Annotated in this window: 25 protein-coding genes and 3 pseudogenes; 13 read left to right on the top strand and 15 right to left on the bottom strand. The window is 67.5% G+C overall.

The window, feature by feature from the left end:
• The first annotated feature begins 73 nt into the window (after positions 1-73).
• The 4 genes from MYK68_RS00340 (at position 74) to MYK68_RS00325 (ending at position 5436) form a co-directional block, all read left to right on the top strand.
• Positions 74-1948: a sigma-54-dependent Fis family transcriptional regulator gene (locus MYK68_RS00340; protein ID WP_247865656.1), complete on the top strand. Its 1875-nt coding sequence runs from the start codon at positions 74-76 to the stop codon at positions 1946-1948.
• Positions 1949-2156: 208 nt separating this feature from the next.
• The gene (locus MYK68_RS00335; RefSeq protein ID WP_247865655.1) at positions 2157-3626 is read left to right on the top strand and encodes a circularly permuted type 2 ATP-grasp protein; all 1470 of its coding nucleotides are present in this window, start codon (positions 2157-2159) and stop codon (positions 3624-3626) included.
• Entirely contained in the window at positions 3623-4591 is a 969-nt protein-coding gene (locus MYK68_RS00330) for an alpha-E domain-containing protein (protein ID WP_247865654.1), read from the top strand. The genes MYK68_RS00335 and MYK68_RS00330 overlap by 4 nt, the downstream gene beginning before the upstream one ends.
• Complete coding sequence (locus tag MYK68_RS00325; RefSeq protein ID WP_247865653.1) at positions 4588-5436, top strand: transglutaminase family protein; 849 nt, start codon at positions 4588-4590, stop codon at positions 5434-5436. The genes MYK68_RS00330 and MYK68_RS00325 overlap by 4 nt, the downstream gene beginning before the upstream one ends.
• 3 nt (positions 5437-5439) lie before the next feature.
• On the opposite strand, the gene MYK68_RS00320 is transcribed toward MYK68_RS00325, so the two are convergent.
• From MYK68_RS00320 to MYK68_RS00295, 6 genes and pseudogenes are all read right to left on the bottom strand, one after another.
• Positions 5440-6192: a hypothetical protein gene (locus MYK68_RS00320; protein WP_247865652.1), complete on the bottom strand. Its 753-nt coding sequence runs from the start codon at positions 6190-6192 to the stop codon at positions 5440-5442.
• A 56-nt stretch (positions 6193-6248) separates the two neighbouring features.
• Positions 6249-7517, bottom strand: a complete 1269-nt coding sequence (locus MYK68_RS00315) for a PucR family transcriptional regulator (RefSeq protein WP_247865651.1) — start codon at positions 7515-7517, stop codon at positions 6249-6251.
• A pseudogene (locus tag MYK68_RS00310) lies at positions 7514-7669 on the bottom strand (FAD-dependent oxidoreductase); the annotation flags it as partial. The gene MYK68_RS00315 and the pseudogene MYK68_RS00310, both read right to left, overlap by 4 nt.
• A pseudogene (locus MYK68_RS00305) lies at positions 7669-8025 on the bottom strand (DUF3556 domain-containing protein); the annotation flags it as partial. The pseudogenes MYK68_RS00310 and MYK68_RS00305, both read right to left, overlap by 1 nt.
• Positions 8026-8071: 46 nt before the next feature.
• Positions 8072-9538, bottom strand: coding sequence for a class I adenylate-forming enzyme family protein (locus MYK68_RS00300; RefSeq protein ID WP_247865650.1), 1467 nt, complete (start codon positions 9536-9538; stop codon positions 8072-8074).
• Positions 9539-9663: 125 nt separating this feature from the next.
• Positions 9664-10482, bottom strand: coding sequence for an acyl-CoA thioesterase (locus MYK68_RS00295; protein WP_247865649.1), 819 nt, complete (start codon positions 10480-10482; stop codon positions 9664-9666).
• Positions 10483-10531: 49 nt separating this feature from the next.
• Between MYK68_RS00295 and MYK68_RS00290 the strand changes: the two genes are divergently transcribed.
• Together MYK68_RS00290 and MYK68_RS00285 are read left to right on the top strand one after the other, a co-directional pair.
• A complete protein-coding gene (locus MYK68_RS00290) occupies positions 10532-11104 on the top strand; it encodes a TetR/AcrR family transcriptional regulator (protein WP_247865648.1) in 573 nt (190 codons plus the stop codon).
• Positions 11105-11113: 9 nt separating this feature from the next.
• The gene (locus MYK68_RS00285; protein WP_247865647.1) at positions 11114-11887 is read left to right on the top strand and encodes a hypothetical protein; all 774 of its coding nucleotides are present in this window, start codon (positions 11114-11116) and stop codon (positions 11885-11887) included.
• Positions 11888-11914: 27 nt separating this feature from the next.
• On the opposite strand, the gene MYK68_RS00280 is transcribed toward MYK68_RS00285, so the two are convergent.
• On the bottom strand, positions 11915-12202 hold the full coding sequence (locus MYK68_RS00280) for a YciI family protein (RefSeq protein WP_247865646.1): 288 nt from the start codon (positions 12200-12202) through the stop codon (positions 11915-11917).
• A gap of 52 nt (positions 12203-12254) precedes the next feature.
• A complete protein-coding gene (locus MYK68_RS00275; protein WP_247865645.1) occupies positions 12255-12815 on the bottom strand; it encodes a TetR/AcrR family transcriptional regulator in 561 nt (186 codons plus the stop codon).
• A 1279-nt stretch (positions 12816-14094) separates the two neighbouring features.
• Here MYK68_RS00275 and MYK68_RS00270 point away from each other — a divergent pair.
• The 5 genes from MYK68_RS00270 to MYK68_RS00250 all read left to right on the top strand — a co-directional run bounded on the left by MYK68_RS00270 (position 14095) and on the right by MYK68_RS00250 (position 16971).
• On the top strand, positions 14095-14355 hold the full coding sequence (locus MYK68_RS00270; RefSeq protein WP_247865644.1) for a helix-turn-helix domain-containing protein: 261 nt from the start codon (positions 14095-14097) through the stop codon (positions 14353-14355).
• Positions 14355-14879 carry a hypothetical protein gene (locus MYK68_RS00265; RefSeq protein WP_247865643.1) on the top strand — a complete coding sequence of 175 codons (525 nt, stop codon included), beginning with the start codon at positions 14355-14357 and terminating at the stop codon, positions 14877-14879. The genes MYK68_RS00270 and MYK68_RS00265 overlap by 1 nt, the downstream gene beginning before the upstream one ends.
• A 64-nt stretch (positions 14880-14943) precedes the next feature.
• Positions 14944-15135, top strand: coding sequence for a hypothetical protein (locus tag MYK68_RS00260; RefSeq protein WP_247865642.1), 192 nt, complete (start codon positions 14944-14946; stop codon positions 15133-15135).
• A 46-nt stretch (positions 15136-15181) separates the two neighbouring features.
• The gene (locus MYK68_RS00255; RefSeq protein WP_247865641.1) at positions 15182-15820 is read left to right on the top strand and encodes a hypothetical protein; all 639 of its coding nucleotides are present in this window, start codon (positions 15182-15184) and stop codon (positions 15818-15820) included.
• Between the two features lie 116 nt (positions 15821-15936).
• Entirely contained in the window at positions 15937-16971 is a 1035-nt protein-coding gene (locus tag MYK68_RS00250) for a DUF2637 domain-containing protein (RefSeq protein ID WP_247865640.1), read from the top strand.
• Between the two features lie 331 nt (positions 16972-17302).
• On the opposite strand, the gene MYK68_RS00245 is transcribed toward MYK68_RS00250, so the two are convergent.
• The 3 genes and pseudogenes from MYK68_RS00245 to MYK68_RS00235 all read right to left on the bottom strand — a co-directional run bounded on the left by MYK68_RS00245 (position 17303) and on the right by MYK68_RS00235 (position 18261).
• Positions 17303-17518: a helix-turn-helix domain-containing protein gene (locus MYK68_RS00245; RefSeq protein ID WP_247868133.1), complete on the bottom strand. Its 216-nt coding sequence runs from the start codon at positions 17516-17518 to the stop codon at positions 17303-17305.
• A 6-nt stretch (positions 17519-17524) separates the two neighbouring features.
• A pseudogene (locus MYK68_RS00240) lies at positions 17525-17894 on the bottom strand (recombinase family protein); the annotation flags it as partial.
• Positions 17895-18045: 151 nt separating this feature from the next.
• Positions 18046-18261: a hypothetical protein gene (locus tag MYK68_RS00235; RefSeq protein WP_247865639.1), complete on the bottom strand. Its 216-nt coding sequence runs from the start codon at positions 18259-18261 to the stop codon at positions 18046-18048.
• Between the two features lie 83 nt (positions 18262-18344).
• Between MYK68_RS00235 and MYK68_RS00230 the strand changes: the two genes are divergently transcribed.
• A complete protein-coding gene (locus MYK68_RS00230) occupies positions 18345-18971 on the top strand; it encodes a hypothetical protein (RefSeq protein WP_247865638.1) in 627 nt (208 codons plus the stop codon).
• A gap of 314 nt (positions 18972-19285) precedes the next feature.
• Here the strand turns inward: MYK68_RS00230 and MYK68_RS00225 are convergent, their stop codons facing one another.
• Together MYK68_RS00225 and MYK68_RS00220 are read right to left on the bottom strand one after the other, a co-directional pair.
• Positions 19286-20086 (bottom strand): TIGR02391 family protein, encoded by an 801-nt coding sequence (locus MYK68_RS00225; RefSeq protein WP_247865637.1) that lies wholly within the window; start codon positions 20084-20086, stop codon positions 19286-19288.
• A gap of 317 nt (positions 20087-20403) precedes the next feature.
• Positions 20404-21596, bottom strand: a protein-coding gene (locus tag MYK68_RS00220) for an IS3 family transposase (protein ID WP_247865341.1) whose coding sequence is annotated in 2 segments (ribosomal slippage) — positions 20404-21309 and positions 21312-21596 — 1191 coding nt in all. Because the reading frame shifts where the segments join, the coding sequence is not laid out codon by codon here.
• 83 nt (positions 21597-21679) lie between these two features.
• On the opposite strand from MYK68_RS00220, the gene MYK68_RS00215 reads away from it, so the two are divergent.
• Positions 21680-22282: a hypothetical protein gene (locus MYK68_RS00215; protein ID WP_247865636.1), complete on the top strand. Its 603-nt coding sequence runs from the start codon at positions 21680-21682 to the stop codon at positions 22280-22282.
• 238 nt (positions 22283-22520) lie between these two features.
• Here MYK68_RS00215 and MYK68_RS00210 read toward each other — a convergent pair whose 3' ends face one another.
• Both MYK68_RS00210 and MYK68_RS00205 read right to left on the bottom strand, forming a co-directional pair.
• Positions 22521-23675 carry an ApeA N-terminal domain 1-containing protein gene (locus tag MYK68_RS00210; RefSeq protein ID WP_247865635.1) on the bottom strand — a complete coding sequence of 385 codons (1155 nt, stop codon included), beginning with the start codon at positions 23673-23675 and terminating at the stop codon, positions 22521-22523.
• 3 nt (positions 23676-23678) lie between these two features.
• Positions 23679-23933 (bottom strand): hypothetical protein, encoded by a 255-nt coding sequence (locus MYK68_RS00205; protein WP_247865634.1) that lies wholly within the window; start codon positions 23931-23933, stop codon positions 23679-23681.
• Positions 23934-23953: the final 20 nt, after the last annotated feature.

Here is a 23953-nt window from a genome sequence, read left to right as displayed (position 1 = left end):
TCTGCGGTGAGTCACTATGTGATGTGGACCACGGCGGATCCGTCTTCGCCGTCGGCTCTGGATACGGAGTGCCATGCCAAACACAAGCAACGAATTGCTGCGCGTCGCTGCAGCTAGAGCCGATTTTCTCGACTCCGGCGACCCCCGATCAGACGGTGTCAAAGATGTCGTCGCGGCATCCTGGAAGCGCAGTCATGCAGCCGGAGTGGATGCGTATGGCGCACAGTCGGCATTCACCGAGGACATCGACCCCGGGTCACTTCTGGCGCGCTGTGCCGCACCTGTCCTGGAACAGTTGGCCAATGACACCGCGGACATGCCGCTGGTCATCGCGCTCACCGACAACCGGGCCCGTCTCGTCCGCCGCATCGACTCGTCGTCGGCTGTCGGCCGGGTGCTTGACCGTGTCGATTTCGCTCCCGGTTTCACCTACGCCGAATCCACGATGGGCACTAATGGGATCGGGACGGTCTTCGAGGCCGGCCGGCCGATCAGCGTCGTCGGCCCCGAACACTTCACCGAACAGCTACAGCCCTTCGCCTGTTCGGGCGCCCCGATCATCGACCAGGCCACCGGACGCGTGGAGGGAGTGCTCGATGTTTCGACTCTCACGCACAACTGGAGCCCGATCATGCATGCGCTGGTCAAGAGCGCAGTCGCCGACATCGGGCGCAACCTGCTCATCGATCGCAGCCAGGCCCAGCAGGCGGTGTTCGCGACCTACCTTCGCGCTTCCACACGATGGCCTAATCATGCGGTTCTCGCCTTCGGTAGCTCCTTTTTCATTGCCAACAATCCGGCGCAGCAGCTGTTCACCGCCAGCGAGCAACTCGTGATCCGCGAGCATGCCGAGTTTCTGACGACACGCCGGAACGAGGTGACAGACACCCTCGCCCTGCCCGATGCCCGCCTGGTGCACCTGCGCGGAACGCGAATCATGGCAAGTTCACAAGTGGCGGGCGTAGTCGTGATCGCGGAGATCGTGGCGGCGCGGCTGACGAGCAGGCCCGACGACTTCGATGACGAACGCCTCCCCCGAGTCGCCGTCGCCACGCCCGCATCTCCGTCGATCATCGATGGCCTCAATCACCCTCGGAAGCTCACCGGAAGCAGATCGCCGACCTGGATCCGTGCCTGGGACAGTTTGCACAAGGCGCTCACCGATCAGCGGCCGTCGCTCGTGCTGGGGGAGACCGGGACCGGCAAGTTCACCATGGTCGCCGAGCTCTTCCATTCCATCTATGCCAACGCCCGCAGCATCAACATCAACTCCTCGTCGTTGAGCACCAGCGAACCAGCAGACAGTTCCCCGGCAGTCGCTTTCGCCTTCGAGAGCTTCCGAGCTCAGCTGGAACGCAACTCAGTGCCGACCCTGCTTGTCTTTCGGAACCTCGATCAATGCACCACCGAGAGTGCCACGCGGATCGACGAGTTCCTCACCACCCTGCGACAATCTTCGCTTGCGGTCTGGGTGGTGGCCACCCTCTCCGATTCCTCACTGAATTCTCCACTACCATTCCGCCAGCTCCTGACCCACTTCGCGGTATCGATCACCTTGCCGCCGTTGCGGCTGCGTGCGATCGACTTGCCCGAGATCACCGAAGCCACCCTGCAGTCCCTGGCGCCGGACCGTCAGGTCCGTTTGAGTCCCGAAGCCGAACGGATCATCGCCAGATACTCGTGGCCCCGCAATATCTCCCAGCTCCGCACGGTGCTCGAACACGCGCTGCGGCGGCGGCCCGTCGGTGAGATTCAGTCGGAAGACTTGCCCGCCTACTGCCAGTCGACGGTATGCCGGAACCTCACTCCGCTCGAGGAGGCCGAACGCACGCTCATCGTAGACATGCTTCGTGAAACCGATGGCAACAGGGTGGCGACCGCCCGCCTGCTGTCGATGTCACGTTCCAGCCTGTACCGAAAGATCAAGCTGTACGGAGTGGTGACGTAGTCTTCGGATTCGCCGGGTCCGCACTGAGAACGAGGATCGTCTCGGTACCACCAGATCGCCGTCCCCTGCGGTTCACCGGCGCGGTTGACTGCGCGACGGAAGCACTCAACCGCTGCCAGACCGTAGATTTAACGTAGCGTCGACGGCGCAATATTGACGACACATTCCGATCACACAGCGCGCCGTTGGCAGCGGCACGATTCTTGCTATGAACGCGCTGCCCACCCCGACCTCTGCGGCCGCTTTCGCCCATTACGCCGGCGGCATCGAACAGTCAGCACTCGATGAGATGTTCCGCCCCGACGGCACCGTCCGGCCGTCGTACCGCGGTATCGCGACCGCCCTGTCGGAGATCGAACCGGCCGATCTGAGCGCCCGGCTCGAGGCCCTCGGCCGGGCCTTCATCGACCAGGGCGTCACCTTCTCCCTCTCCGGGAAGGAGCGCCCGTTCCCGCTCGACCCGGTGCCCCGGGTGATCAGCGCCGCCGAGTGGACCCGCCTGGAAGCCGGTATCGCACAGCGCGTCCGGGCGCTGGAGATGTTCCTCGACGACGTCTACGGCGAACAGCAGATCCTGTCCGACGGCGTGATCCCGCGCCGGCTGATCAACTCGTGTGAGCACTTCCATCGGCAGGCCGCGGGGATCCGCCCGCCGAACGGGGTGCGTATCCATGTCGCCGGGATCGACTTGATCCGTGACGAGAACGGTGAGTTCCGGGTGCTGGAAGACAATGTGCGTTCGCCGTCCGGGGTGTCGTATGTGATCGAGAACCGGCGGACCATGGCCCGGGTCTTCCCCGACCTCTTCGCCGCGCATCGGGTCCGCGCGGTGCGCGACTATCCGCGGCATCTGCTGCGCGCGCTGCGCAGCGCCGCACCGTCGGGTGTCAGCGAGCCGACCGTCGTCGTGCTGACGCCCGGTGTGGCCAACTCCGCGTACTTCGAGCACTCGCTGCTCGCCCGCCAGATGGGCGTGGAACTGGTCGAAGGCCGCGACCTGTTCTGCCGCGACAACGTGGTCTACCTGCGCACCACCGACGGCGAGACCCGCGTGGACGTGATCTACCGCCGCGTCGATGACGAGTTCCTGGACCCGATGCAGTTCCGGCCGGACTCCATGCTCGGCGTCGCGGGCCTGGTCAACGCCGCCCGGGCGGGCAACGTGGTGATCTCCAGCGCGGTCGGCAACGGCGTCGCCGACGACAAACTCGTCTACACCTACGTGCCGGAGATCATCCGCTACTACCTGGATGAGGAGCCGCTGCTCGACAACGTCGAGACGCTGCGCTGCTGGCTGCCGGACGAGTGCGCCGAGGTGATCAGCCGGCTCGGCGAGCTGGTGGTGAAGCCGGTCGAGGGCAGCGGCGGCTACGGGATCGTGTTCGGTCCCCGCGCGACCCGCACCGAGCTCGACGAACTCGCCGCCAAGATCCTGGCCAACCCGCGCGGATGGATCGCCCAGCCGATGGTCTCGCTGTCGACCAATCCGACCATCATCGGCGACGACGTGGAGCCCCGCCACGTGGATCTGCGGCCCTTCGCCGTGAACGACGGCGAATCGATCTGGGTACTCCCCGGCGGCCTCACCCGGGTCGCGCTGACCAAGGGCTCGCTGGTGGTGAACTCGTCGCAGGGCGGCGGGTCCAAGGACACCTGGGTGCTCGGAGGGGAACGATGATGCTCGCGCGGAACGCCGACTCCCTGTTCTGGATCGGACGCTATGTGGAACGCGCCGACGACACGGCCCGGATCCTGGACGTGTCCGTTCAGCAACTCCTCGAAGACCCGACGGTCGACACCGACGCGATGGTGAGCCATCTCCTGACCGTGCTCGGCATCGACCCGGGCGACGGCCCGCATTCGGTGTGGACGCTGGCCGACCGGGTGGCCTACGACCGTCTCGCACCGGACTCCATCGCCGGCATCCTGCACGCCGCCCGGGAGAACGCCCGCGGTGCCCGGGAGGTGATCTCCAGCGAGATGTGGGAGTGCCTCAACGCCACCTACATGGGCCTCGGGGACGCCGAACGACGGGCGCGGCGGCTCGGCCCGCACGACTTCCTCACTCACATCAAGGGCCGCGCCGCGATGTTCGCCGGGCTGACCGATGCCACGCTCAGCCACGACGACGGCTACAGCTATCTGCTGCTCGGCCGGTCCATCGAACGCGCCGACATGACCGCGCGCCTGCTGCTGACGCCACGCGGCGACCAGCCCGGCGTCACGTCGTGGATGGGGGTGCTGACCGCCGCCGGCGGCCAGGACACGTATGTCCGCGCCTACCGCGGTGCCGTGGAGGCGGCGAACGTGGTCGAGTTCATGCTGGTCGACCGGCTGTTTCCGCGATCGGTCTTCCACACGCTCCGCGTCGCCGAGCAGTACCTGGCCGAACTCGACAAGCGGCCGGACCGGGTGGGCGGGCAGTCGGAGGCGCTGCTGCTCCTCGGCCGGGCCCGCAGCACGCTGGAATTCATCGATCCGCACGAGCTGGTCAGCGATCTGCCCGGCTATCTGCGCGGGATCCAGCAGACCTGCCGCGGGGTGAGCGAGTCGGTGGTGGCCGAGCACTTCCACGTCGCCCCGTACGTGTCGTGGACCGACACCGGTCTGGCGACCGGATTCGACGGAGAGGGGACTCGATGACCACCCGCCTGCGCGTGGTGCACACCACCGGTTTCAGCTACTCGGCGCCGGTCGCGACCAGCTTCAACGAAACCCGGATCACACCGCGCGGCGACAGCAGGCAGGTGGTGGTGGCCGAGCACGTGGACACCGCCCCGACCGCCCGGCAATACCGGTACACCGACTACTGGGGAACGCAGGTGATCACCTTCGACCTGCACGTCCCGCACGATCGGCTCGAGGTGATCAGCAGCGCGGTGGTCGAGACCGAGGACGAGGTCCGCCCGCCGGAGGCGGTCGCCGCGGACTGGAAACGACTGCGGTCGGCGGAGGTGGTCGACGCCTGCGACGAGATGCTGTGCCCCACGCCCTACACGCCGCACACCGACGAGCTGGCGGCGCACGCCCGCGAGGCCGCCGGCGACCTCGCCCCGGCGGCCGCCGCGGAGGCGGTGGTCGCCCGGGTGAACGCCGAGATGCGCTACCTGCCGGGCACCACCGAGGTCCACACGACCGCCGCCGACGCCTGGGAACGACGCTCCGGGGTCTGCCAGGACTACGCGCACATCACTCTCGCGATGCTCCGCAGTCTCGGCATCCCGGCCCGCTACGTCTCCGGCTACCTGCACCCGAAGGCGTCGGCCGCGATCGGCGAGACCGTCGCGGGTGAGAGCCACGCGTGGGTCGAAGTGTGGACCGGCGGCTGGTGGGGCATCGACCCCACCAACGCCACCCCGGTCGACGGCCACCACATCCTGATCGGCACCGGGCGCGACTACGCGGACGTGCCGCCGATCAAGGGCATCTACACCGGCGGCGGCACCTCGGAACTCGACGTGAGCGTGCGGATCACCCGGCTGGCCTGAGCCCTACCCGGCCTTCTCAGCGACCCGGTTCACGGCCTTTGCGAAGACATCGTCGAAGGTCGCCTCGTCGACCGCCTGACCAGTCATCGACGACCCCTGGACCGACACCTGGTAGCCGTCGACCAGGGCCAGGCCCACACGGCTCTTCATCGTCTGGGTCTTGCCCGCGACGGAGATCACCGTGGTCTGCTCGACGACCATCGCGTCGTCGGCCTTGGTCTTGGGGGCCTTCACGACCTTCTGGTTCACCTCGCCCTTCGCGCCCTGCGCCGGGCCGGAGGCGAACTCCATGGTGAGGTGCTGGCACTTGCCCGTCGCCGAGGCACGCTGCTGCGCCATGGTGGTCTGCGGGCCGGCGACGACGGACGTGCCGAGGGTCTCGGTGCCCTTGGTGGCCACCGCGAGACCCACCTTGCTGACATCGAAGTGGTCCGGCACCAGGTTCAGCTGCGCGCACGACGCCGGGCTCACCTTGGCGCCCTTGGTGCTCGCCAGGATCTGGTCGGTCATCTGCTGCAGCTGCGACTCGGGGATCTCCTGCACCTGGAATCCGGCCGGGAACTGGTCGGCCGGGAGCACCAGCTGCTGGACCGGGAGGTCCTTGCGGGCGGTCGTGCTCGATGCCGTCGTGCTCGACGCGGCCTTGTCCGACGACGATCCGCCGTCGCTGGAGCAGCCCGCGAGCGCGAGCACCGCGCCGCCGGCGAGCACCGCGCCGCCGATCCGCCGGGTCAGTCCGATCCTGGTCACCGTCATGAGAAAATCCTTAGAATGGGAGAGTTCGCACGCCGAATGTACCGTGCGGTAACCGGTCACGGTGTCAAGACCTCCGACCCGAGGTGATCGCAGACCGTCAGCGCCAGCGCCAGGTCCATCCGGTCACCGGGCCGGGGCAGCGCTTCCATCGCCTTGCCGATCCGGTACTTGACGGTGTTGCGGTGCAGGGTCATCCGCTCCGCGGTACGGACGTGGCTCTCGCCGCATGCGAGGAACACCGACAGCGTCGCGCGCAGCACCTCGGCACCGGGAGTGTCCGCGGCCAAGGGGCCGAGCATGTCCCGGATCCACGCGCGCGTCGACGGCAGGTCGCGGGCCATCACCGACACCACCGCGATGCCGCGGTCGCCGTAGCCGACCACCACCGGCTCGGTGCGCGGCACCACGGTGGCGACGTCGTACGCGGCGCGGGCCTGCTGATGCGAGCGGCGGAAGCCGGCCACCCCGGCACCCGACAGTCCGAGGGCCAACCGCAATCCGGCCGGTAGCCGGACCTGCCCGGCGACGGTCGCCGAGTCCACCGACGGCACCCGCTTGCCGAAGGGGACCCACGCCCACACCGTGCTGCGGTCCACCGCGGTGATGATGGGCGCGGCGCCGGAGTGCAGGGCGACCACCAGCGAGCGGGCGGCGCGGTCGATCTCGGTGAGCAGCACGCCGGGATCCGACGACCACAGGATCAGCGCGAGATGGGTCCGGTCGAGCCGGTACCCGGTCTCCGTCTCGAACGACTCGATCTCGTACGAACCGGGCTCGTCGTCGCCGTCGAGCAGCTGGTTCACCGTGGACGACAGGACGTTGCCCTCGGCGCCGATCCAGCGGCGCCGTTCGCCCTCGTACGCCTGAAAGACGTACTGGCTGATCCAGTCGATGTACTCGAACACGATCCTGGCGAGCTCGCTCGCGGCGCGGATCACGACCTCCTCGGAGAGCTGGAGCTCCTTCAGGAATTCCAGGCCCAGGCGGTTGTACTCGTACTCGCCGATCCGGTAGGCGCGCATCAGCGAATTCGACGGCACCTGACGCTGCGCCAGCCGCAGCGCGTACTCGACCGCGGCGGTGGTGGGTTGCAGATGAGCGATGGGGATGTCGTTGGCGAGGACGTGGTTGATGGTGGTGATGTTGCCTTCGACGCTGGCGCGGAGCAGATCGACCAGGACGGGATCGCCGTCCAGATGGTCGATCTCCAGCATGCCGGCGGTCATCCCGTCGATGATCTGCTGCTCCATCGCCCGGAAACGAGTGGCGACGATGCCGATGGCCGCCCGCACCTGGGCGTCCACCGGCCCCGTCGCCGTCGTCATCGGAGCTCGACGCCGGCCTTGCGCAGCGCCGAGTTCGCCGCGTGGAAGCCGCACAGACCGTGCACTCCCGCACCCGGCGGAGCGGACTGCGAGCAGATGTACACGCCGTCCACGCCGGTGGCGTAGGGGTTGATCGCCGGCCGCGGCCGCAGAAGAGCACGCCGCCGGTCATCGGGGAGAACTTGCCGGCCAGCGGCCCCCACGAGCCTGCGAGGCCGAGCGTCTCGAGGAGGACCGTCCAGAGGACCAGCTTCTGGTACATGATCGGCTGGTTCCAGATCTCGCCGATGTGCACCGGGTTGAGGTGCGAGGTCAGTGCGGCGAGGCACCAGCCGACGACGATGTACAGGATGCCCACCTTGAGCAGGTAGATCGTGTGCACCATCTTCGGAGTGCCGAAGCCGTACTCCGCCCAGTGGGTGGCGAGAGTGCGGACTCGGTCTCGCAGTGGTTCTTTCAGGAATTCCGGCGGGTTCACCGGCGGGAAGTCACCTTCTTTGAATCCCATGGTTCTCTAGCTCCTTCGTGCTGGTTCGGTGGGGATGGATGGATGTTCAGGCCTGCGCGCGCAGGCGCAGGCGGAGTCCGGGCTTGTCGATCTTGCCGACGGGGTTGCGGGGCAGCGCCTCGACGAGATGGATGTCCTTGGGCTGCTTCACGCGGGTGAGCAGCGGCTCGAGGAAGGCGGCGAGTTCCTCCGCCGTCACCGCGGCGTCGGGGTAGGTCACGACATACGCGACGGGCACCTCGCCGAACATCGGGTCCGGCGCACCGACCACCGCGCATTCGAGGACCACCTCGTGCCCGGCGAGCGCGACCTCGATCTCCTTGGGGTAGATGTTCTCGCCGCCGCGGATGATCATGTCCTTGATCCGGTCGACGATGCGCAGGTAGCCGTCTTCGTCGAAGACGCCGATGTCGCCGGTGTGCAGCCAGCCGTCGACGATGGTCTCCGCGGTGGCCTCCGGGCGGTTCAGGTAGCCGCGCATCACGGCGGGTCCGGCGATCACCACCTCGCCGCGCTCACCGACCGGGACCTCGTCGCCCTGCGGGTCGACGGTGCGGACGGTCTGGCCGGGGAGCACCGGACCGACGGTGCCCAGCTTGCGCGGGCCGTGGATCGGGTTGCAGCACGACGCACAGGTGCCCTCGGTCAGGCCGTAGCCTTCGACGATCGGTACCCCGAACAGCTGCTCGGTCTTGTCGAGCAGTTCCTTGGAGATCGGCGCCGCCCCGCAGATCGCGAAGCGGAGCGAGTCGAGCGCGCCCGCCGGGACGTCGCCCTTGGACACCAGCATCGCGTAGATGGTGGGCACGGCCGAGAAGAAGGTCGGCCGCAGACGGGCGACGTCGTCGAAGAACCGGCCGACCGAGAAGTGGCCGGTGATGCTCACCTGGCCGCCGACGGCGATCGAGGTCAGGACCGTGACGCAGATGGCGTTCACGTGGAAGAGCGGCAGGATCAGCAGGCCGTGCGTCGAGCTGTCGTGCTCGAAGAACTCGATCGAACTCTCGGTGAAGAACCGCAGATTGTCGTGCCCGAGCCGGACGCCCTTGGGACGACCGGTGGAGCCCGAGGTGTAGATCAGCAGCGCGTCGTCCGCGGCGGTGGGCGGCGCGGGCGGCACCCATCCGTCGCTGGGCCGCTCGGCGAGCCGGTCCACGTCGAGGAAGATGCGGGCCTCGCGGTCGCCGATCGGCGCCTGCCCCACCACCACCTTGGCTGCCGAATCGCCCAGCTGGTATTCGGCCTCGGAATCGGTGAAGCCCGGATTCACCGGGGTGCCGATCGCCCGCAACCGCCACGCGGCCATCAGGGTGATGACCAGTTCGACGCGATTCGGCAGGAACGTCGCCACCACGTCACCCGGTCCGATTCCGAGACCGGCGAGTTGCTCGGCCACGGCGTCGACGCGCTCGGCGAACTCCCGGTAGCTCAGTTCCAGCCGGTCGTCACGGATACACGGTGCCGCTCCCCGGGACGCCAGTTCCCACGCGAAGTACGTTCCCGCTTGTGTCACAGTCATCACCCTTCAACTTCAATGTGATGCTTGACACTATTGAGTTGAGGGGGACGACGAAACGGCCTAGAGATACGAAATCCGCCCCGGTTGTTGTCCCCGGAGCACAAATATCACCGCGGCGGCTACCCGGGGTTCTTGAAGTACACCAGCTGGTGCGTGGTCGCCAGCAGCACGGCGTCGTCGCCGGTGCCCGACCAGATCTGGCCGTCGGCGTCGAAGTGACCGTTGCCGAAGCGGGCCGCGCGCACGGTGGCGAGGACGTGCCGGTCGCCCTGGGCGGCGAGCTCGTCGGGCGTGGCGTGGAAGTACGTGGTCAGCGTGATGGTCCCGGCCGGCATGTAGGTGCCGTGCCGCAGGAAGACGCGCGGGTAGAAGTTGTCGGTGATCGACGTGAGCGACGGATAGTCGAGCGGCCGCTCGGGGGCGTCGCGGATCCACAGGGTCGACGTGGAGTCGTCGCTCTTGCCGTCCGGGCCGGCCGCGAGCGCGCCGGTGACGAAACGCTTGTCGTAGTTCGCGGCCCACGCGATGAAGTCCGGAAAGTCCACAGCGTCGACCTCGTCGGCGGCGGGAACCGCCGGCGGCACCGATTCGGTGCTCTCCCAGGTGGGGCGATGCAGGCCGAAGACCGCGCTGCCGGTCGAGACCGTCTGGCCGTTCTGCACCAGGTGGAACACCCAGTGCTGGTTGGTGCGGTTGGTGCGGATCACGCTCGGATGCAGTTCCCAGTCCCCGTCGCCGATCGGCGCCGCGTAGTTGAGGGTGAGGGCGAGCGGATGGCCGAGGACATCGGGGCGGGATTGCAGGGCGTGGACCACCGTCGCCGCGGTGATGCCGCCGAACGGCCCGACCATGTTGGCGTACGCGGGGTGGGCGTGCGCACGGAAGGCACCGTCGTCGAGAGCGGTGACCGCGATGGCGTCGTCGAATACGTGGCTCATGCTTCCGGACTCTACAGAACGATCGGTCTACTTCGCTAGACTGGGCGTCGTGACCAGTCCCCAGACCAGCGTGCGCGACCGGCTGGTCCGGTCGGCGATCACGCTGCTGCGCAGCCGCGGCGCCGACGGTTTCGGGATGAGCGAGTTGCTGCACGACAGCGGCGTGGCCCGGCGATCGATGTACCAGTACTTCCCGCGCGGCAAGGCGCAACTGCTGGAGACCGCCGCCACCGAGGCCGGCGCGCGTATCGGCGCCGAACTCGACGCCGTGCTCGCGGAGCTGCCACCGGTCGACGCCCTCGCCGCCTGGGTCGAGCAGTGGAAACGGGCACTGACCGGCAGCGACTTCCGGCTCGGCTGTCCGCTCGTGGCGGCTGGGCAGAGTGCGCAGGACTACCCCGGCGCCGCTGCCGCCGCGGCGCGCGCTTTCACGTCGTTCCGGGACAGGATCGCCGCCGCCTTCGTCCGGGACGGGATGCCCGCCGACGAGGCCGCCCGCACGGCCAGCGTGCTGGTCAGCGGAATCGAGGGCGCCATCATCACCTCCCGGAGCCTGAAATCGGTGGCTCCGCTCGACGATCTGGTCGCGCACGCGCGTCACTTTCTGTCGTCCTCGCCGTAAACTCAGCGCATGAATCGTTCGATGGCCGCCGTGACGGCGGCCGCCGCCCTGCTGCTGACCGGCTGCTCGTCGAACGACCACGCGACACTGTCCGGATCGGCGGCGTCATCGACCTCGGTGGCCGATCCGACCACCACGGCGCGCTCGGTGACCACCACCTCGGTCCGGCTGGCGCCGTCGACCGACGGTTTCACCACCGGCAGGCGCACCGTATCGGGATCCCTGGAGAACGGCTCCACCTGGCGCTTCACCGTCCCGCAGATCGACGGCGGCGACAGTACCGTCCGGCACGCGTTCAACAACGCGATGAACGACGACGCCCGCGCACTGACCGGTCCGGCCGCGGCCGCCAAGATCACGATCGACGACGCCGACCTCGGCGAGGCCGACCATCCGCGCGCGGTGAAGGCCACCTCCACGCTGTCCGGCGTGATCATCGTGATGCCGTACGCGGCCGGCGCCGCCCATCCGACGGTGGAAGTCGACACCGTGGTGGTCGACGCCGGTTCCGGCGCGGTGCTCGGGCTCGACTCGATCCTGGCCGACCCCGCCGCCGGCCGGCAGCAGCTCGCCACCCTCGCCGTCGGCGCGGACACGTCCGGCCGCCTCGCCGGATCCACCGTCAGCGCCGCCGAATTGAACCAGTGGATCGCGCTCGACGACGGCCTGCACCTGTACGTCCCGGTGCCGCACGTGCTGGGCGACTACGTCCCGGTCACACTGCCGTGGTCGTCGGTCATGGAGCTGATGAATCCCACCGGCCGGGTGCTCTTCGGGCCGTAAGCGGGTCGGTTCCCGGCGCGTCGGCGGTCAGCCCGCGAGGAACGACAGGCGCGGGTCGGTGAAGTTCGGTTCGATCTCGGCGATCTCCGCGGTGACGACGTCGTGCACCACGAATGGGTCGTCGGCGACCCGCTGCCCGAGCTGGTCACGGTCCGTCCCGGCGGCGAGGACCGCACCGCCCAGGCCGGGCTTGAGGCTGCCGACGAGAAGGAACACGCCGTCCCGGATGCCCTGCTGAATCCAGTCTTGATGGCCGGCCATGTGGTCCGGGGCCGCGGCTTTGTTGTCGCTGAAGCGAAGTAGGACGAGGAACATCGTGGACTCCTGTTCGGGGATTCGGAACGGCCGTGGAAGTGGCCGGCGGCGTCTATGCCGCCGTCGGGTCGTCGGTGAGTTGCCGCCAGAATCGGGTGACCTCGCGGCGCACCCAGTCGCGGTCGCGGAACGCGCTGGACAGCGTCGCCACGCCCTGGCTGAACATGAGCACGTGCAGCGCCAGCTCGTCGGCGTCGTCCCGTCCGAGCAGACCGAACTGGTCGCGCAACCACGCGCGGAACGTCTCGAACAGCGCCACCGCCTGCAAGCGCGCGGGATGGTCGAGCTTGGCCAGCTCACTGCTCAAGGTGCCGACGGGGCAGCCGTGCAGTTCGATGTCCGCCTCGTTGGTGATCACGATGTCGACGAATCGCCGCACGCGCTCCAGCGGATCGGACGACGACGCCTCCCACTCGGCGAGCATGGCGCGGGTGGCGGCCAGTCGTGCGTCGATCACGGCGTCGAGGATCTCGTCCTTGGTCTTGAAGTGGTAGTAGAAGTTGCCGCGGGAGATCTGTACCGCCTGCGCGATCGACGCGAACGACGTCGCCTCGTACCCCTGCTGGTAGAACAGCCGGTCCGCGGCCTCGATGATCGCCTCTCGAGTGCTCACCCCGGCTCCCTCCGTCTCTCTAGGTCATCTGTCCTAGATGTTCCTGAGCCGAGATTAGGACACTCGTCCTAGAGATGCAAGGGCTGCTGCCGAGACGATCCGGTCCGCCCGTGGCAGCGGTTCGACGCAGAAGCAGCGCCCGCGACCGCTGCTTCCGCACGTAACCGCTGCCACACCGGCCCGACCGCACGAACGACGAGCGCCGCGACACCTTCCCGAAGAAGATGTCGCGGCTCTCGTCGCATGGTGGGCGAAGGGGGACTTGAACCCCCACGTCCCGAAGGACACTGGCACCTGAAGCCAGCGCGTCTGCCATTCCACCTGGTCGAGAGGGTGGCGGCGGAATGGCCGGGCGCGTTGCGCGCGAGAAAGTGTGCCCAGAATGTGCCCACGGCCCCCGGTGTCAGCGTCCCCTCCGCGACAGCTATCGAGGGGACGTGACACCGGGGTCCGTGGTGGTGGTGGGCACCACGGTTCCGGTCGCTCAACGCGGCTCGGGAGCCCTGAACCCCGGGGTACTCACGGGCGAGTACCCCGACCCCTGAACCCCGGCACGTCGCAACGGCGTGCCGGGGTTCCCCGTTGCCCGGCCCGCCCGTCCACCAGCCGCGCACTGTCGCATTAAGAGGGACCGGCTATCCCCGCCGCGCCCCGTAGAACCACCACTGCCCGCCAACTTCGAAACAGGTCGATGACCGGCTCGGCCACGCGTCCCCGGCCTGATCGCACCCCCACTGGGTCGCGTGCGGCCCGATCCGCGCCCATGAGAATCCGGCGGGCAAGCTGCCGCTCGGAGGGTCCGGCCAGGCGTCCGGCTCCGGCTGCTCGGTGGTTGTCTGCGGAGGCGGAGGAGGTGGCAGGGCCTTTCCAGTCGGCTCGGTCTCGGTCGTCGTCTCTGTGACCGTGCTCGCCGTCGTCCCGGTCTCCGTCTCCGTCGCAACTTCGGTGAGCGTCGTCGTCTCCGGCGCGGCCCTGGGCGGGTCAGCAGCGCCCGTCGCGAGCACCACGCCGAGCGTCACGACCGCGATCAGCAGTCCGGCGGCGATGATCCAAGGCACGGGCGACCGCCCTGCTCTTGGCTGCGGTCCCAGGTGCTCGAACCCCGGCGGACGAGGCGGCTGGACAGGAACGGGCCGGGTTCCCGGGCGCAAAGGTGGGCGGTGCGGGTGCTGATTCGTCATGCCGAGATCGTGGCTGAAAGCTGAGAGGAACCTAGGCCGGCGGGCGTCACGTCCCCGGTCCGAGGGTCACGGGCTCCGGGATGACGACGTGTATGTGTATGACAACTCACGAGAGCACCGCACTGGTGCACGAGACAGTGCCGCCGGAGCCGTGGCTCACGGCGGACGAGGTCGCCGTGCTGGCCGGGCTGACGCCGCGCACGATCCGCACCGCTGCTCGCTCGGGGCGCATCCCCGGCGAGCGCGTCCGCCCGAGCGGTGGACGCCGCCACCGGTGGCGGTTCCGCTGGGCGGAGGTCGCCGAGGCATTGACCGCCGATCCGATCACCGAGACCACCGAAGAAGAGGAGAAGGGCTGATGGGAACCCCCGACGTGCAGATCGACCACGACGCGACTGCGGATTTCGTCTCGGCCCTCCGTGCCCAAGCCGATGCCCTCGAAACGTCAGCACCCCGTTACACGGCGGCGGTCGTCGCGGCTGCGAAGGCGGACGCGTCGCTGGGGTCACGCGATGGTGCGCCGATCCCGCTCTACGCGGAGGCCGTGACCGCGCTCGAACGAGTCATGGACAAGATCGAGCGCCAGGCGCTCGCTATCGCTCGCAAGATCAGGGCCGATGCTGACGTTCTCGAAGCCGCCCGCGCCGAGATCGCGGATGCCGACGGCGACGGCGCGGACGCGGTGAACAAGGCCGATGTCGCCCTCGGCGACGTGGGCGACATCGGCGGGTCGGTATCGCCGAAGGGCGGGCAGGACATCGCGGGCTCGGTCGTCGGCGAGGACCCCCGCTCCGGGAACCCGCAGGCGAAGGGCGGCGTGCCCGTCGCCGCTTTCGTCGACACGGCTGCTGTCATCGCCGCCGTGCGCGGCGGCACCCGATAGCCCACTCCCACAAGAAGTTTCACCCCGGGGCACCGTGCCCCGGACCTAGAGAAAGAAGAAGAGAATGAGCAGCACCAACACCCCCGCCGTGACGAAGTTCGTCGAACTGCCCGTCCCCCGGCGGCTGGACCTCCGCGACGATCAGGGCCGCTTGATCGTCGGACACATGGTCCCCCTCAGCGACGGCGAACTGGACTTCTCGCGCGCCGTCGCCGTGACCGAGACGCCTGTTCCTCTCGGCGTCCTGCCTGCCTGATTCCCCTGGACCATCTACCGCGAAGGACAAGAACACGACGACCTCGATGCTCCCCGCCCCGGCGACCGCACTGGCTCCGATCCCCGCACCCGCCGCCGGGGCGCTGATCTTCGACACCCCGGACTCGATCCCCGGCGAACCCCCGCTCCACCACATCTTGATTCGTCTGAGCCACGACGACGGGCGCACGGTCCACGTCGAGATGCCGGTCGAGTCCGGCTCCGGCACCCCGTACTGGTCCGACTACGCGCACGACGTTCTCGACGCCCTTGCGGCGCTGAGCGGACAGGCGATTCCCCGGTCTGTCTATCTGGTCGAGAGCGCACTGCTCGAAGCCGCCCTCGGCACGGTAGGGACGTGCCGCTACACCGAGCACGAGATCACGGCGAAGGTCGTCACCGTGGATGACCTCGAAACCGTGACCGTGACCGTCAGCGGGTTCGGCGAGGAGCAGTCTGCGCGGCTCTGTATCGACCCGCACACGGACCTGCCTGACGTGGAAGACCTCGCCCGCGACTGGCTCCGCGATGCCGTGATGCACCTGGACTACCGGGCCAGCGCCGAGGCCGCACGAGTTCTCGATTCGGTGGACTGGCCGCGCGTCCTCCCCGCGATCCGCGCCGGTGGCAGCGTCGAGGTCCGCCGCCTCGATGGGCCGATCCTGGTGACGCTCTCGCCCGCCTGACCCAACCGAACCCCGGCCCGCCGCACCTGCGGGGGCCGGGGTTCCCTCCCCTCCGTGACCCGCCGCTCCCTGAGCCGGCCTCGTCACGTCCCCGCAACATGATCCCGAGGAACACGATGCAGACCTCCGCCACTGATCCTGATGACCGCCGCCGCCGTCGCGCCCGGCGCTACTTCGTCTCGCTCATCTGGTGCTCGCTCGCGCTCTCTGTGCTCGGGAACGGCATCCACGCCGTCGAGGCCGAATCTGCGGGGAGCACTGCTGTTCGGGTCGCTGTCGGCATCCTCCCGCCGCTGATCCTCGCCGCCCTGATCCACGGCCTCGGGCACCTCGCCGGAGCCGGAATGTCTGGACGCCTGTACTGGTTTGGGGTGCTCTCGGTCGTGGCCGTCGCGGCGCTTGCGGGCGTGGCGTCGTTCGTCGCGCTTCGAGAACTGGCCGTCGGCGCAGGGTGGTCGACGGCACTCGCGCCTCTGCTTCCGATCATCGTGGATGCGCCAGTCCCCATCGCAACGGCGGTCGTTGTTGCCATCGACCGCGCCGCGATGCGCGTAGCGCCGAAGGCCGACCGCGTGGTGCACCAGGACGATGACGCACCCGCACTCGCACCTGAGCCGGTGCACCACGGACTCGCGGTGCACGAGGACGACGGCGTGGTGCACCAGGCCCACGGAGCATCAGAAGAGGTTCGCCACACCGCGCCGGTGCTGGCCGTGGCGCAGCCTGAGACCCGGGCCGACCAGCAGATTCCTGCTGGTGCACCGGAGCCGGTGGTGCACCAGACTGTTCCGGTGGTGCAGCCGGATGCCGCCGAGGTGATGGCTCCTCCGGTGCACCAGGACGTTGCACCGGCTCCGGCGATGGTGCACCGCGCGCCGGTGAAGTGCACCAGCGCACCGAAGCCGGAACCGGAGCCTGCCGATGGCGCACCGCTGGACGACGACGAGGTGCACCGGCTGGCCGATCGGATGGTCTCGGAACGGCGCACCACCGCCGACTTCTCGACCGTGCGCGAGGTGCTGGCGCGCTCGGCGCGGGGTGAGTCCAGCCGCGCGGTCGCCGAGGCGACTGGCATCGGTTCGAGCACGGTCTTGCGCATCAAGAAGTCAGCAGCGGAACTCGCCGAGGACCGGGAACTCCTGAACGCCTGACCCAATCTCATTGTCCTGCAACACCTCTCGCCGGTCCTCTGCCCTCTGGACCTCCCTCACGGGTGCCCTTTGCGCCGACTAGGCCCGCTGCACGCTCGATGACGTGCAGCGGGCCGCGTGGTGTTCCCCATATAGCACCCCTGACCTGGCCCGATGAATAACCACGCCGAGGGCACCGCCGGTCACGTGAGAATCCTCTGGCCCTCCCTCTGGTGGCCCCTCTGGCACTCCCTCAGGCCAATCATCTTGCCCGCGCTCTCGTCGGTCCTACGCCGCGCCCGCACCCCGGGGGAAGTGACGCCTGGAACAGGAAAAGTGCAGGTGAGAAGGGCTATGAGGCCGCCTGCTCGGCGATTTCGTCTCGAAGGGCGCGGTACACGGTGGACCGTCCGAGGCCGACGGTCCGCGCCGCCTGGCTGGCGGAGACTCCCGACCGGATCAACGTGCGGGCGGCATCGAGCTTGTCGGCATCCGCCGGTCGCTGGCCCCCGATCCGGCCCCGAGCACGAGCGGCGGCCAGTCCGTCGCGGGTGCGCTCCCGGAGCATTGATCGCTCCAACTCCGCAAGCGCGGCCAGCAGTTGAAGAGTGAACGCTGCGAACGGCGACGATGAACTCGTGTCGACCGGCTCGGTGAGGCTTCGGATTCCGACTCCGCGCGCCGACAGATCGTCGGTCAGGCGGAGCATGTCGCGGACGCTTCCTGATCCGCGAGAGCGAGTAGACCACGATGGTGTCCCCCGACCGCGCGTACCCGAGCAGTTCGGTCAGTGCCGGGCGGTCAAGGGTTCCACCGGAGAGCTTGTCGGTGAACACCCGGTCGACCCCTGCCTCGGCGAGGGCGTCCAGTTGCAGACTCTCGTCCTGGCGCGCGGTGCTGACGCGGGCATACCCGAGAAGCTGCCCGGTCTCGCCGGTGCTCATCGCTGCGCCGTCCCGTGAACGTCCGACCCGGCACGAGGGACACCTGATGATGCGGGACGGTCATGCGGGACGGATCGACCTGGGAGACCGCAGCGGGGGCGACGGTCTCCGGTGGTCGTCCCGCGAACGGTGGAATGTCGGACGGTCATGGTCACTCCGCCGTCATCGCGGTGAGCCAGGCGTCGGGGTCCAGCCCGTCGAGAGTTGGTCCCCACCCCGGCACGATCACGAACTGCCGCTCGGCCAGGACGATGCCATGCCGCCGGGCGCGCTCGATCACGCGCGCCATCGTGGTCCGGTCCTCTTCGGTCGGCTCCACCGGGGTCAGGCCAGGCAGGTTCGGGACGCTGTACGGATCGATGGTCATGTCGTCGATGGTGCGCCGGACCGACGGCGCGGACCAGGGCGCGGGTGTCACGTCCCCGCGACCAACGATGGTTGGATCGAGACGTGAATAAGAAGAGCATCAACAAGGCAACGGCGAAGTTTCAGAAGCAGGTCGCCGAGACGGATGACTTCCTGTCGAGTATTCGCGCGCACGACAAGACTGCGATGGGGACGAAGGGTCTGCGCGCCTCGGACATCCACCGCTGCTACGAGCAGGCAATCCTCGACCTGTACAGGTCGTTCGAGGGATACATGCTCGCCTGTCTGATCGCCTGCCTCAACCACGACCCGACCGAGTTCAGAACAAAGGGTGGCCGCGAGTGGCAGTTGCCGAAGCACATCAACCAGAGTGTCTGCGAACTGCTCATTTGCAAGGGTGGCTACTTCGATTTCAGTGGGCGGTCGGGCCTTTTGAGCGAGATCAAGAGCATAGTCGGCGACAGCCATTGGCTCTACACCACGACCAAAGACACCAAGTACAAGCAGCCGCTCGACCAACTGTCTGCCGTTCGCAACTACGCCGCGCACGACAGTGAGCAGAGCCGCAAGTCGTTCAAGAAGGTGACGGGACAGACCAGGCCCCGTCGCGCGGGTTCATGGCTGTCAGCAAACGGCGGCAAGAACTACACGACGATCCGCGACAAGCTCGTCGCTTTGTCTAACGAAGTCGATGTGCTCGCACCGTTCTGACACTACGTAGCCGGGGACGTGACGTTGGCCGGCTCGGCGTTGTCAGTGGTCACGGTGACGCTGGTGCATGCGAATCGACCCGCCGCTAAGGCCACTCGTCACCGCTGCCCGCCGCTGCGGGTGGACCCTGGATCGCCGACGGCGGCATCTGCGCCTCATCCCTCCGCCTGAGTGGTCAGCGCCCGACGGTCGGGCCGTCGAGCCGGTGATCGTCGCTTCCACGGGGTCGGACCACCGTGGACCGCTGAACGCGGCTGCCGCGCTGCGGCGGGCGGGGGTGCCTGTGCCTCACCGGGGCGGGCGGTGCTGACCTGTCACGAGGCCCGGACTGCTGAATCCAACCGACGATGCACCATCGACGCGGTGCCGAGCACATCGAGCGCATCCTGCTCGGACATCTGCCACTTGATCTTCGGCTCGTGCGCCGAGGGATTACGGAACGCGGCGAACAGCCCTTCGGCGAGGAGCGCGATGCCGCGCTGCTCATTCCGCTGGGTCTCGGTGCTGAGCACGTTGAGCCGGATCGTCGGGGTCTTGCCGCCGAGCGCCTGCTGCACCAGCTTGGACCCGTCAAGGTCCAGGCCACTCAATCGGCGGAGGCGATCACCTAGTCCCTTGATCGCCTCGAACACGGCCTCGTAGTAGTCGTCGCGCGGCAGTTCGGCGCGGCAGTGGCGCAACACTTCGTCGTGGGCACCGCGCTCGGCCAGGAAGTTCCGCAGCCGGGTCGAGCGAGCGGCAGCTTCGCTATCGGTCGTGGCCCGCTTTGCAGTGACGACGCGCCCCTTCTCGTTGACTTGGAACCCCGAGAGGGACAGCGCCTGAGTTAGTTCATCGCGGGCGACCGCCGCCTGGGCTCGGCGACTGAGGGTGCGGTCCGGGGTCATCGCGGCGTGGATCAACCCGATGACGGCTCGACCGTCACCCTTCTCGTTCTGCTTCTGCCGAAGTGAGGCGTCCAGCCTGCGCCACTTGGTCGTGCCTTCGCCGAATGGATCGGGCAGACGCGCATCGGCGAGAAGCTGCGTCAACTCGGTACCGGTGTAGAGGTCGCCGACTGCACGGGCGACTGCCTCGATGGTGCCAGGCTCGAATGAGGGGACTGGGATGGTCACCTGTCCAGTCTGACGGCGGCGTGCGACGCGGGAACCGGGAGGGCGCCGTCACGTCCCCTGGGTAGCGACAACCAGGGTTCAGATACGAGGAACCCCCGTTGGCAAGAGCCTCCGGGGGGTCCATGTAAAAACGGGCAACGCCCGCGCTATGTCCCATACTGTACGCATAGGGTAGCGGCATGGCAAACGGCTCAGCGGCAATCACGTCACATCTGCATCCTGCGCGACTCGCACCTTACGCTGCGCGATGCGATGGAAGCTCCTATAGCGTGTGGGCACTCCATGGGACTGCTGCACGTTTAGGTGACAGGTTGTAGTCACGCTGCGAGAGCGACGCTGTTGGTCATGATGGTCTCGAATTCGATGGGCGTCAAACGGCCGAGGCGGGCTTGCCGGCGGCGGCGGTGGTAGGTCCGCTCGATCCAGGTGACGATCGCGGTGCGCAGCTGTTCTCGGGTGGTCCAGGAGCGGCGGTCGAGGACGTTCTTCTGCAGCAGCGCGAAGAAGCTTTCCATAGCGGCGTTGTCTCCGCTGGAGCCGACTCTTCCCATGCTTCCGACCATGCGATGACGGGTCAAAGCGCGCCGGAATTTGCGGCTTCGGAATTGAGACCCCCTGTCCGAATGCACCACACAGCCGGCGACATCGCCGCGCATCGCGACGGCGTTCTCGAGCGCTCGGACGGCCAATCGGGACCTCATCCGAGAGTCGATCGAGTACCCGACGATCCGGCCACTGAACGCGTCCTTGATCGCGCAGAGGTACAGCTTGCCCTCCGCGGTCGGGTGCTCGGTGATGTCGGTCAGCCACAGCTGGTTCGGTGCGTCCGCGGCGAACACGTGCCGTGTCCGGCCGTGCTCGTCGACGACGGCGCAGAGGTCGTCGTGCACGGGCGGGCCGGGCTTGCGAGCCTTGCTGCGCTTGGGTTTGCCGAACGCGCTGAACCAGCCGTTCGTCGAGGCGATACGCCACGCAGTCCGGTCCGCCATCGCCTCGCCGTTGCCGCGGGCCTCGTCGGCCAGGAGCCGGTGCCCGAACTCAGGGTCGTCCCGGTGGGCGTCGAACAGAGCGTTCGCGCGATAGGCCTGCACCACCTCGCTCGGGGTGATGGGGTTGGCCAGCCACCGGTAGTAGGGCTGGCGGGAGAGCTTCAATACCCGACACGTCACCGTCACAGGAACCCCTGCGGCGGCGAGCTCGGTCACGAGCGGGTAGAGCCTTTTCCCGGCAGATTCGCCTGCGACAGATACGCCGCCGCACGGCGCAGCACCTCGTTCTCCTGCTCGAGGAGCCGGTTCCGTCGGCGCAGCTCACGGATCTCCGCGGACTCGGTCCGAGACTGACCCGGCCTGGCGCCCTCATCGATCTCGGCTCGACGCAACCACTTCTGCAACGTCATCGGATGGACCCCGAAGTCTTTCGCGATCTGCTCGATCGTCACTCCAGGTTCACGGTTCTGAGCGACGCGAACCACGTCGTCACGAAACTCGGACGGGTAGGGCTTGGGCACGATGGCCATCCTTCCAGGCCCACCCTCCCAGGCAAGCCAGATCAGATGTCACCTATCCGTGCAGCAGTCCCCATTCATGGAACATGCACCTGGCTGCGGCTTTCCACGAGACGCTGAGCTTCGTTGAGATCGTGCTGCGGAACGCGCTGGACCCACAGCTACAGACATGGAACCAGGCAATGATCGGGACGACGAACTGGACCAAGCACCCTGCGACCCCGCTAGACAAAATTGTGACGCCGAAGAAGGCGAATGAGCTACAGAACCTCGCAGATCAGGCGCGACGTCGGCGCTCACCAAACCACCCTCGCAAGAACGCAGGAATCGACCATAACGACCGTTTGGCCAACACAACGTTCGGGCTCTGGCGCAGGATCTTTCCCGACCCTCACCAGAAGAACACCTCGGGGTACGCCACGGCCTCGACTCTGTGGACCGACGCGCTGATGAACGCTTTCCCCAACCTTTCCCAAGACCCGTACGGACATGCGACCGGAGACCGCGTGCGTCGCCTCCACGCATTGCGGAACCGCGTGGCCCACATGGAGAACCTTCTCGATGTAGACATACATGCCAGGCTGCGCGACGCGCTGCAACTGGTGAACGCAATCGCGCCAGATTTTCGCGACTCACTGCAACAGTCGACCCGAGTGCCGTCAGTCGCGTCGATGCGCCCCAACCCGTAGCAGTCGATCAGAGACGGGATTCGGTTCCTGGGTGCACTACGCTCAGCTCCCAGAATAATGAAGCACTGTTGAGTGTAGTGCACCCAGGAGTCGATCCTGGCATTTCCCCAGTTCAACGGCGTGTCGAATGCCAGAAGACCCTAGCCGATTTCGGCTCACCGACGCTGGGGACGTGACGGAAGCCGGCTCTGGGGCTACCCGCGACAAAGAAATGCCCCCTGACTCGCCGAATTGCCGCTCAGTACCGGAACGAATCCGCGTTGAACGACCCGCCAAGGAGACGCAGGTACTCGGCCCTGACAAGCGGGTGGAGGTCTTGCACCACATCTAGAAGCTGGAACGCATCGTAGGTCGCGGTGCCGTGTGAGAGTCCGTTCCGCACCTCGATCAGAGCTTCGATCACATTGGTCGCGTCGCTCGTTGCGATGACCTCCCGAATGAGGGTGGCCCGGTCCAGCTTTGCTGCTACGTCGAGGTCATTGTGGAGTTTGAAGTAGTGGCTCAGCGCCTCCCCGAGGCTCGGTTGTGCGAAACGCGGAATCCGCGTTGCGAGCTTCCACTCCGCGCGCGTCAACTCTCCGTTGTCCTTCATGGTCTTGAGCTTGTCGAGCAGGGAGGTTCGCTCCGCCGTGTGCTTCTCCTGCTGCGCGTCGAACTTGCTCCGGTGGTCGAATCCATAGCTCGCTTCGAGCCACTGCAACAGCAGGAGCAGCCGAGCCTGGGGATGCTGGTCGTCACCGAGAGCGATGACGTTGTAACCCACGATCAGCGGGTGCCCAGAACCGTGCAACTCGTTCCACAGCGTGAGTGCCTGCACGAGGGAGAAGTCCTCGGCTGAGGCTGTGAACGCGAGGATGTCCGAGGACTTCTTGGCACAGTAGTACGGTTCCTGCGACACCGGGTTGGAGAAGATCGAGGCCGTGGTCTTCTCGTCGCCGGAGGTTTCCAGGCGCACGAGAGTTGACTTCTCCCGCGCGCCCGTAGCAACGGAGATCAGCTCGACCAGCGGAAGGCACCACCGGCGGAGCCACGCGGTCGCGTCCATCGGGGTAGACGAGGTGAACTCGATCCACGGGGTGAAACGCACCGAGAGGATGAACGGATCGATGCTGCTGCGGTATCCGTAGTAGAACGTCGCCGACATCTCGTCACCGGGCCACTCACGCCTCATGGTGGTTGTGGTGATGCCGAACTCACGCGGAGCACCGCGCGACAAGGTGTGGCTGTCGATCGGAGCCAGGCCGCTGAACCGCTCAATCTGTGTGACTTGCGTGGTCATCGAAGTGAACGCGATGTCGTCCGGCAGCTCCGTCTTGCTGACCAGCGCGACGGCTCCGGCGATGCGGGTACGTCCTGTGAACTCAGCGGTGAGCCGAACATCGAAGAAGGTCACGTGCTACATCTGGCTGTCGATGTATCCGCGCACCACGGGAACGTCGCAGCTCGTGGGGTAGCTCCGCGCGTACCGCCCGGGCTGTCCGGGTATCTCGCCGTCGAACAACTCGGCACGGGCGTAGCCGATTGGCGGACGACCCGCGCGTAACTCGACGTGCCCTCGCACTTGCTGACCGTTGATGGTCCACTCGCAGTCGTACTCCCCCGGCTCGATCGAGCCGTGGTCGCGAAAGAGCTTCATCTCGTCTTCGATCACGCGCCCATCGTCCCACGCGG

This window comes from Gordonia sp. PP30, from assembly GCF_023100845.1.
Classification (GTDB): domain Bacteria; phylum Actinomycetota; class Actinomycetes; order Mycobacteriales; family Mycobacteriaceae; genus Gordonia.
Note: the sequence above shows the minus strand (reverse complement) of the source record. Positions and strands in the feature narration are given on the sequence as shown.

Bases quoted from the DNA above. Each gene is read 5' to 3' on its own strand.
- MYK68_RS00335 (WP_247865655.1), top strand. From the start codon at position 2,157: ATGAACGCGCTGCCCACCCCGACCTCTGCGGCCGCTTTCGCCCATTAC.
- MYK68_RS00265 (WP_247865643.1), top strand. From the start codon at position 14,355: ATGGGAACCCCCGACGTGCAGATCGACCACGACGCGACTGCGGATTTC.
- MYK68_RS00270 (WP_247865644.1), top strand. From the start codon at position 14,095: ATGACAACTCACGAGAGCACCGCACTGGTGCACGAGACAGTGCCGCCG.
- MYK68_RS00215 (WP_247865636.1), top strand. From the start codon at position 21,680: ATGCACCTGGCTGCGGCTTTCCACGAGACGCTGAGCTTCGTTGAGATC.
- MYK68_RS00285 (WP_247865647.1), top strand. From the start codon at position 11,114: ATGAATCGTTCGATGGCCGCCGTGACGGCGGCCGCCGCCCTGCTGCTG.
- MYK68_RS00235 (WP_247865639.1), bottom strand. From the start codon at position 18,261: ATGACCATCGATCCGTACAGCGTCCCGAACCTGCCTGGCCTGACCCCG.
- MYK68_RS00280 (WP_247865646.1), bottom strand. From the start codon at position 12,202: ATGTTCCTCGTCCTACTTCGCTTCAGCGACAACAAAGCCGCGGCCCCG.
- MYK68_RS00255 (WP_247865641.1), top strand. From the start codon at position 15,182: ATGCTCCCCGCCCCGGCGACCGCACTGGCTCCGATCCCCGCACCCGCC.
- MYK68_RS00295 (WP_247865649.1), bottom strand. From the start codon at position 10,482: ATGAGCCACGTATTCGACGACGCCATCGCGGTCACCGCTCTCGACGAC.
- MYK68_RS00320 (WP_247865652.1), bottom strand. From the start codon at position 6,192: ATGACGGTGACCAGGATCGGACTGACCCGGCGGATCGGCGGCGCGGTG.
- MYK68_RS00250 (WP_247865640.1), top strand. From the start codon at position 15,937: ATGCAGACCTCCGCCACTGATCCTGATGACCGCCGCCGCCGTCGCGCC.
- MYK68_RS00260 (WP_247865642.1), top strand. From the start codon at position 14,944: ATGAGCAGCACCAACACCCCCGCCGTGACGAAGTTCGTCGAACTGCCC.
- MYK68_RS00340 (WP_247865656.1), top strand. From the start codon at position 74: ATGCCAAACACAAGCAACGAATTGCTGCGCGTCGCTGCAGCTAGAGCC.
- MYK68_RS00325 (WP_247865653.1), top strand. From the start codon at position 4,588: ATGACCACCCGCCTGCGCGTGGTGCACACCACCGGTTTCAGCTACTCG.
- MYK68_RS00315 (WP_247865651.1), bottom strand. From the start codon at position 7,517: ATGACGACGGCGACGGGGCCGGTGGACGCCCAGGTGCGGGCGGCCATC.
- MYK68_RS00245 (WP_247868133.1), bottom strand. From the start codon at position 17,518: ATGCTCCGGGAGCGCACCCGCGACGGACTGGCCGCCGCTCGTGCTCGG.
- MYK68_RS00330 (WP_247865654.1), top strand. From the start codon at position 3,623: ATGATGCTCGCGCGGAACGCCGACTCCCTGTTCTGGATCGGACGCTAT.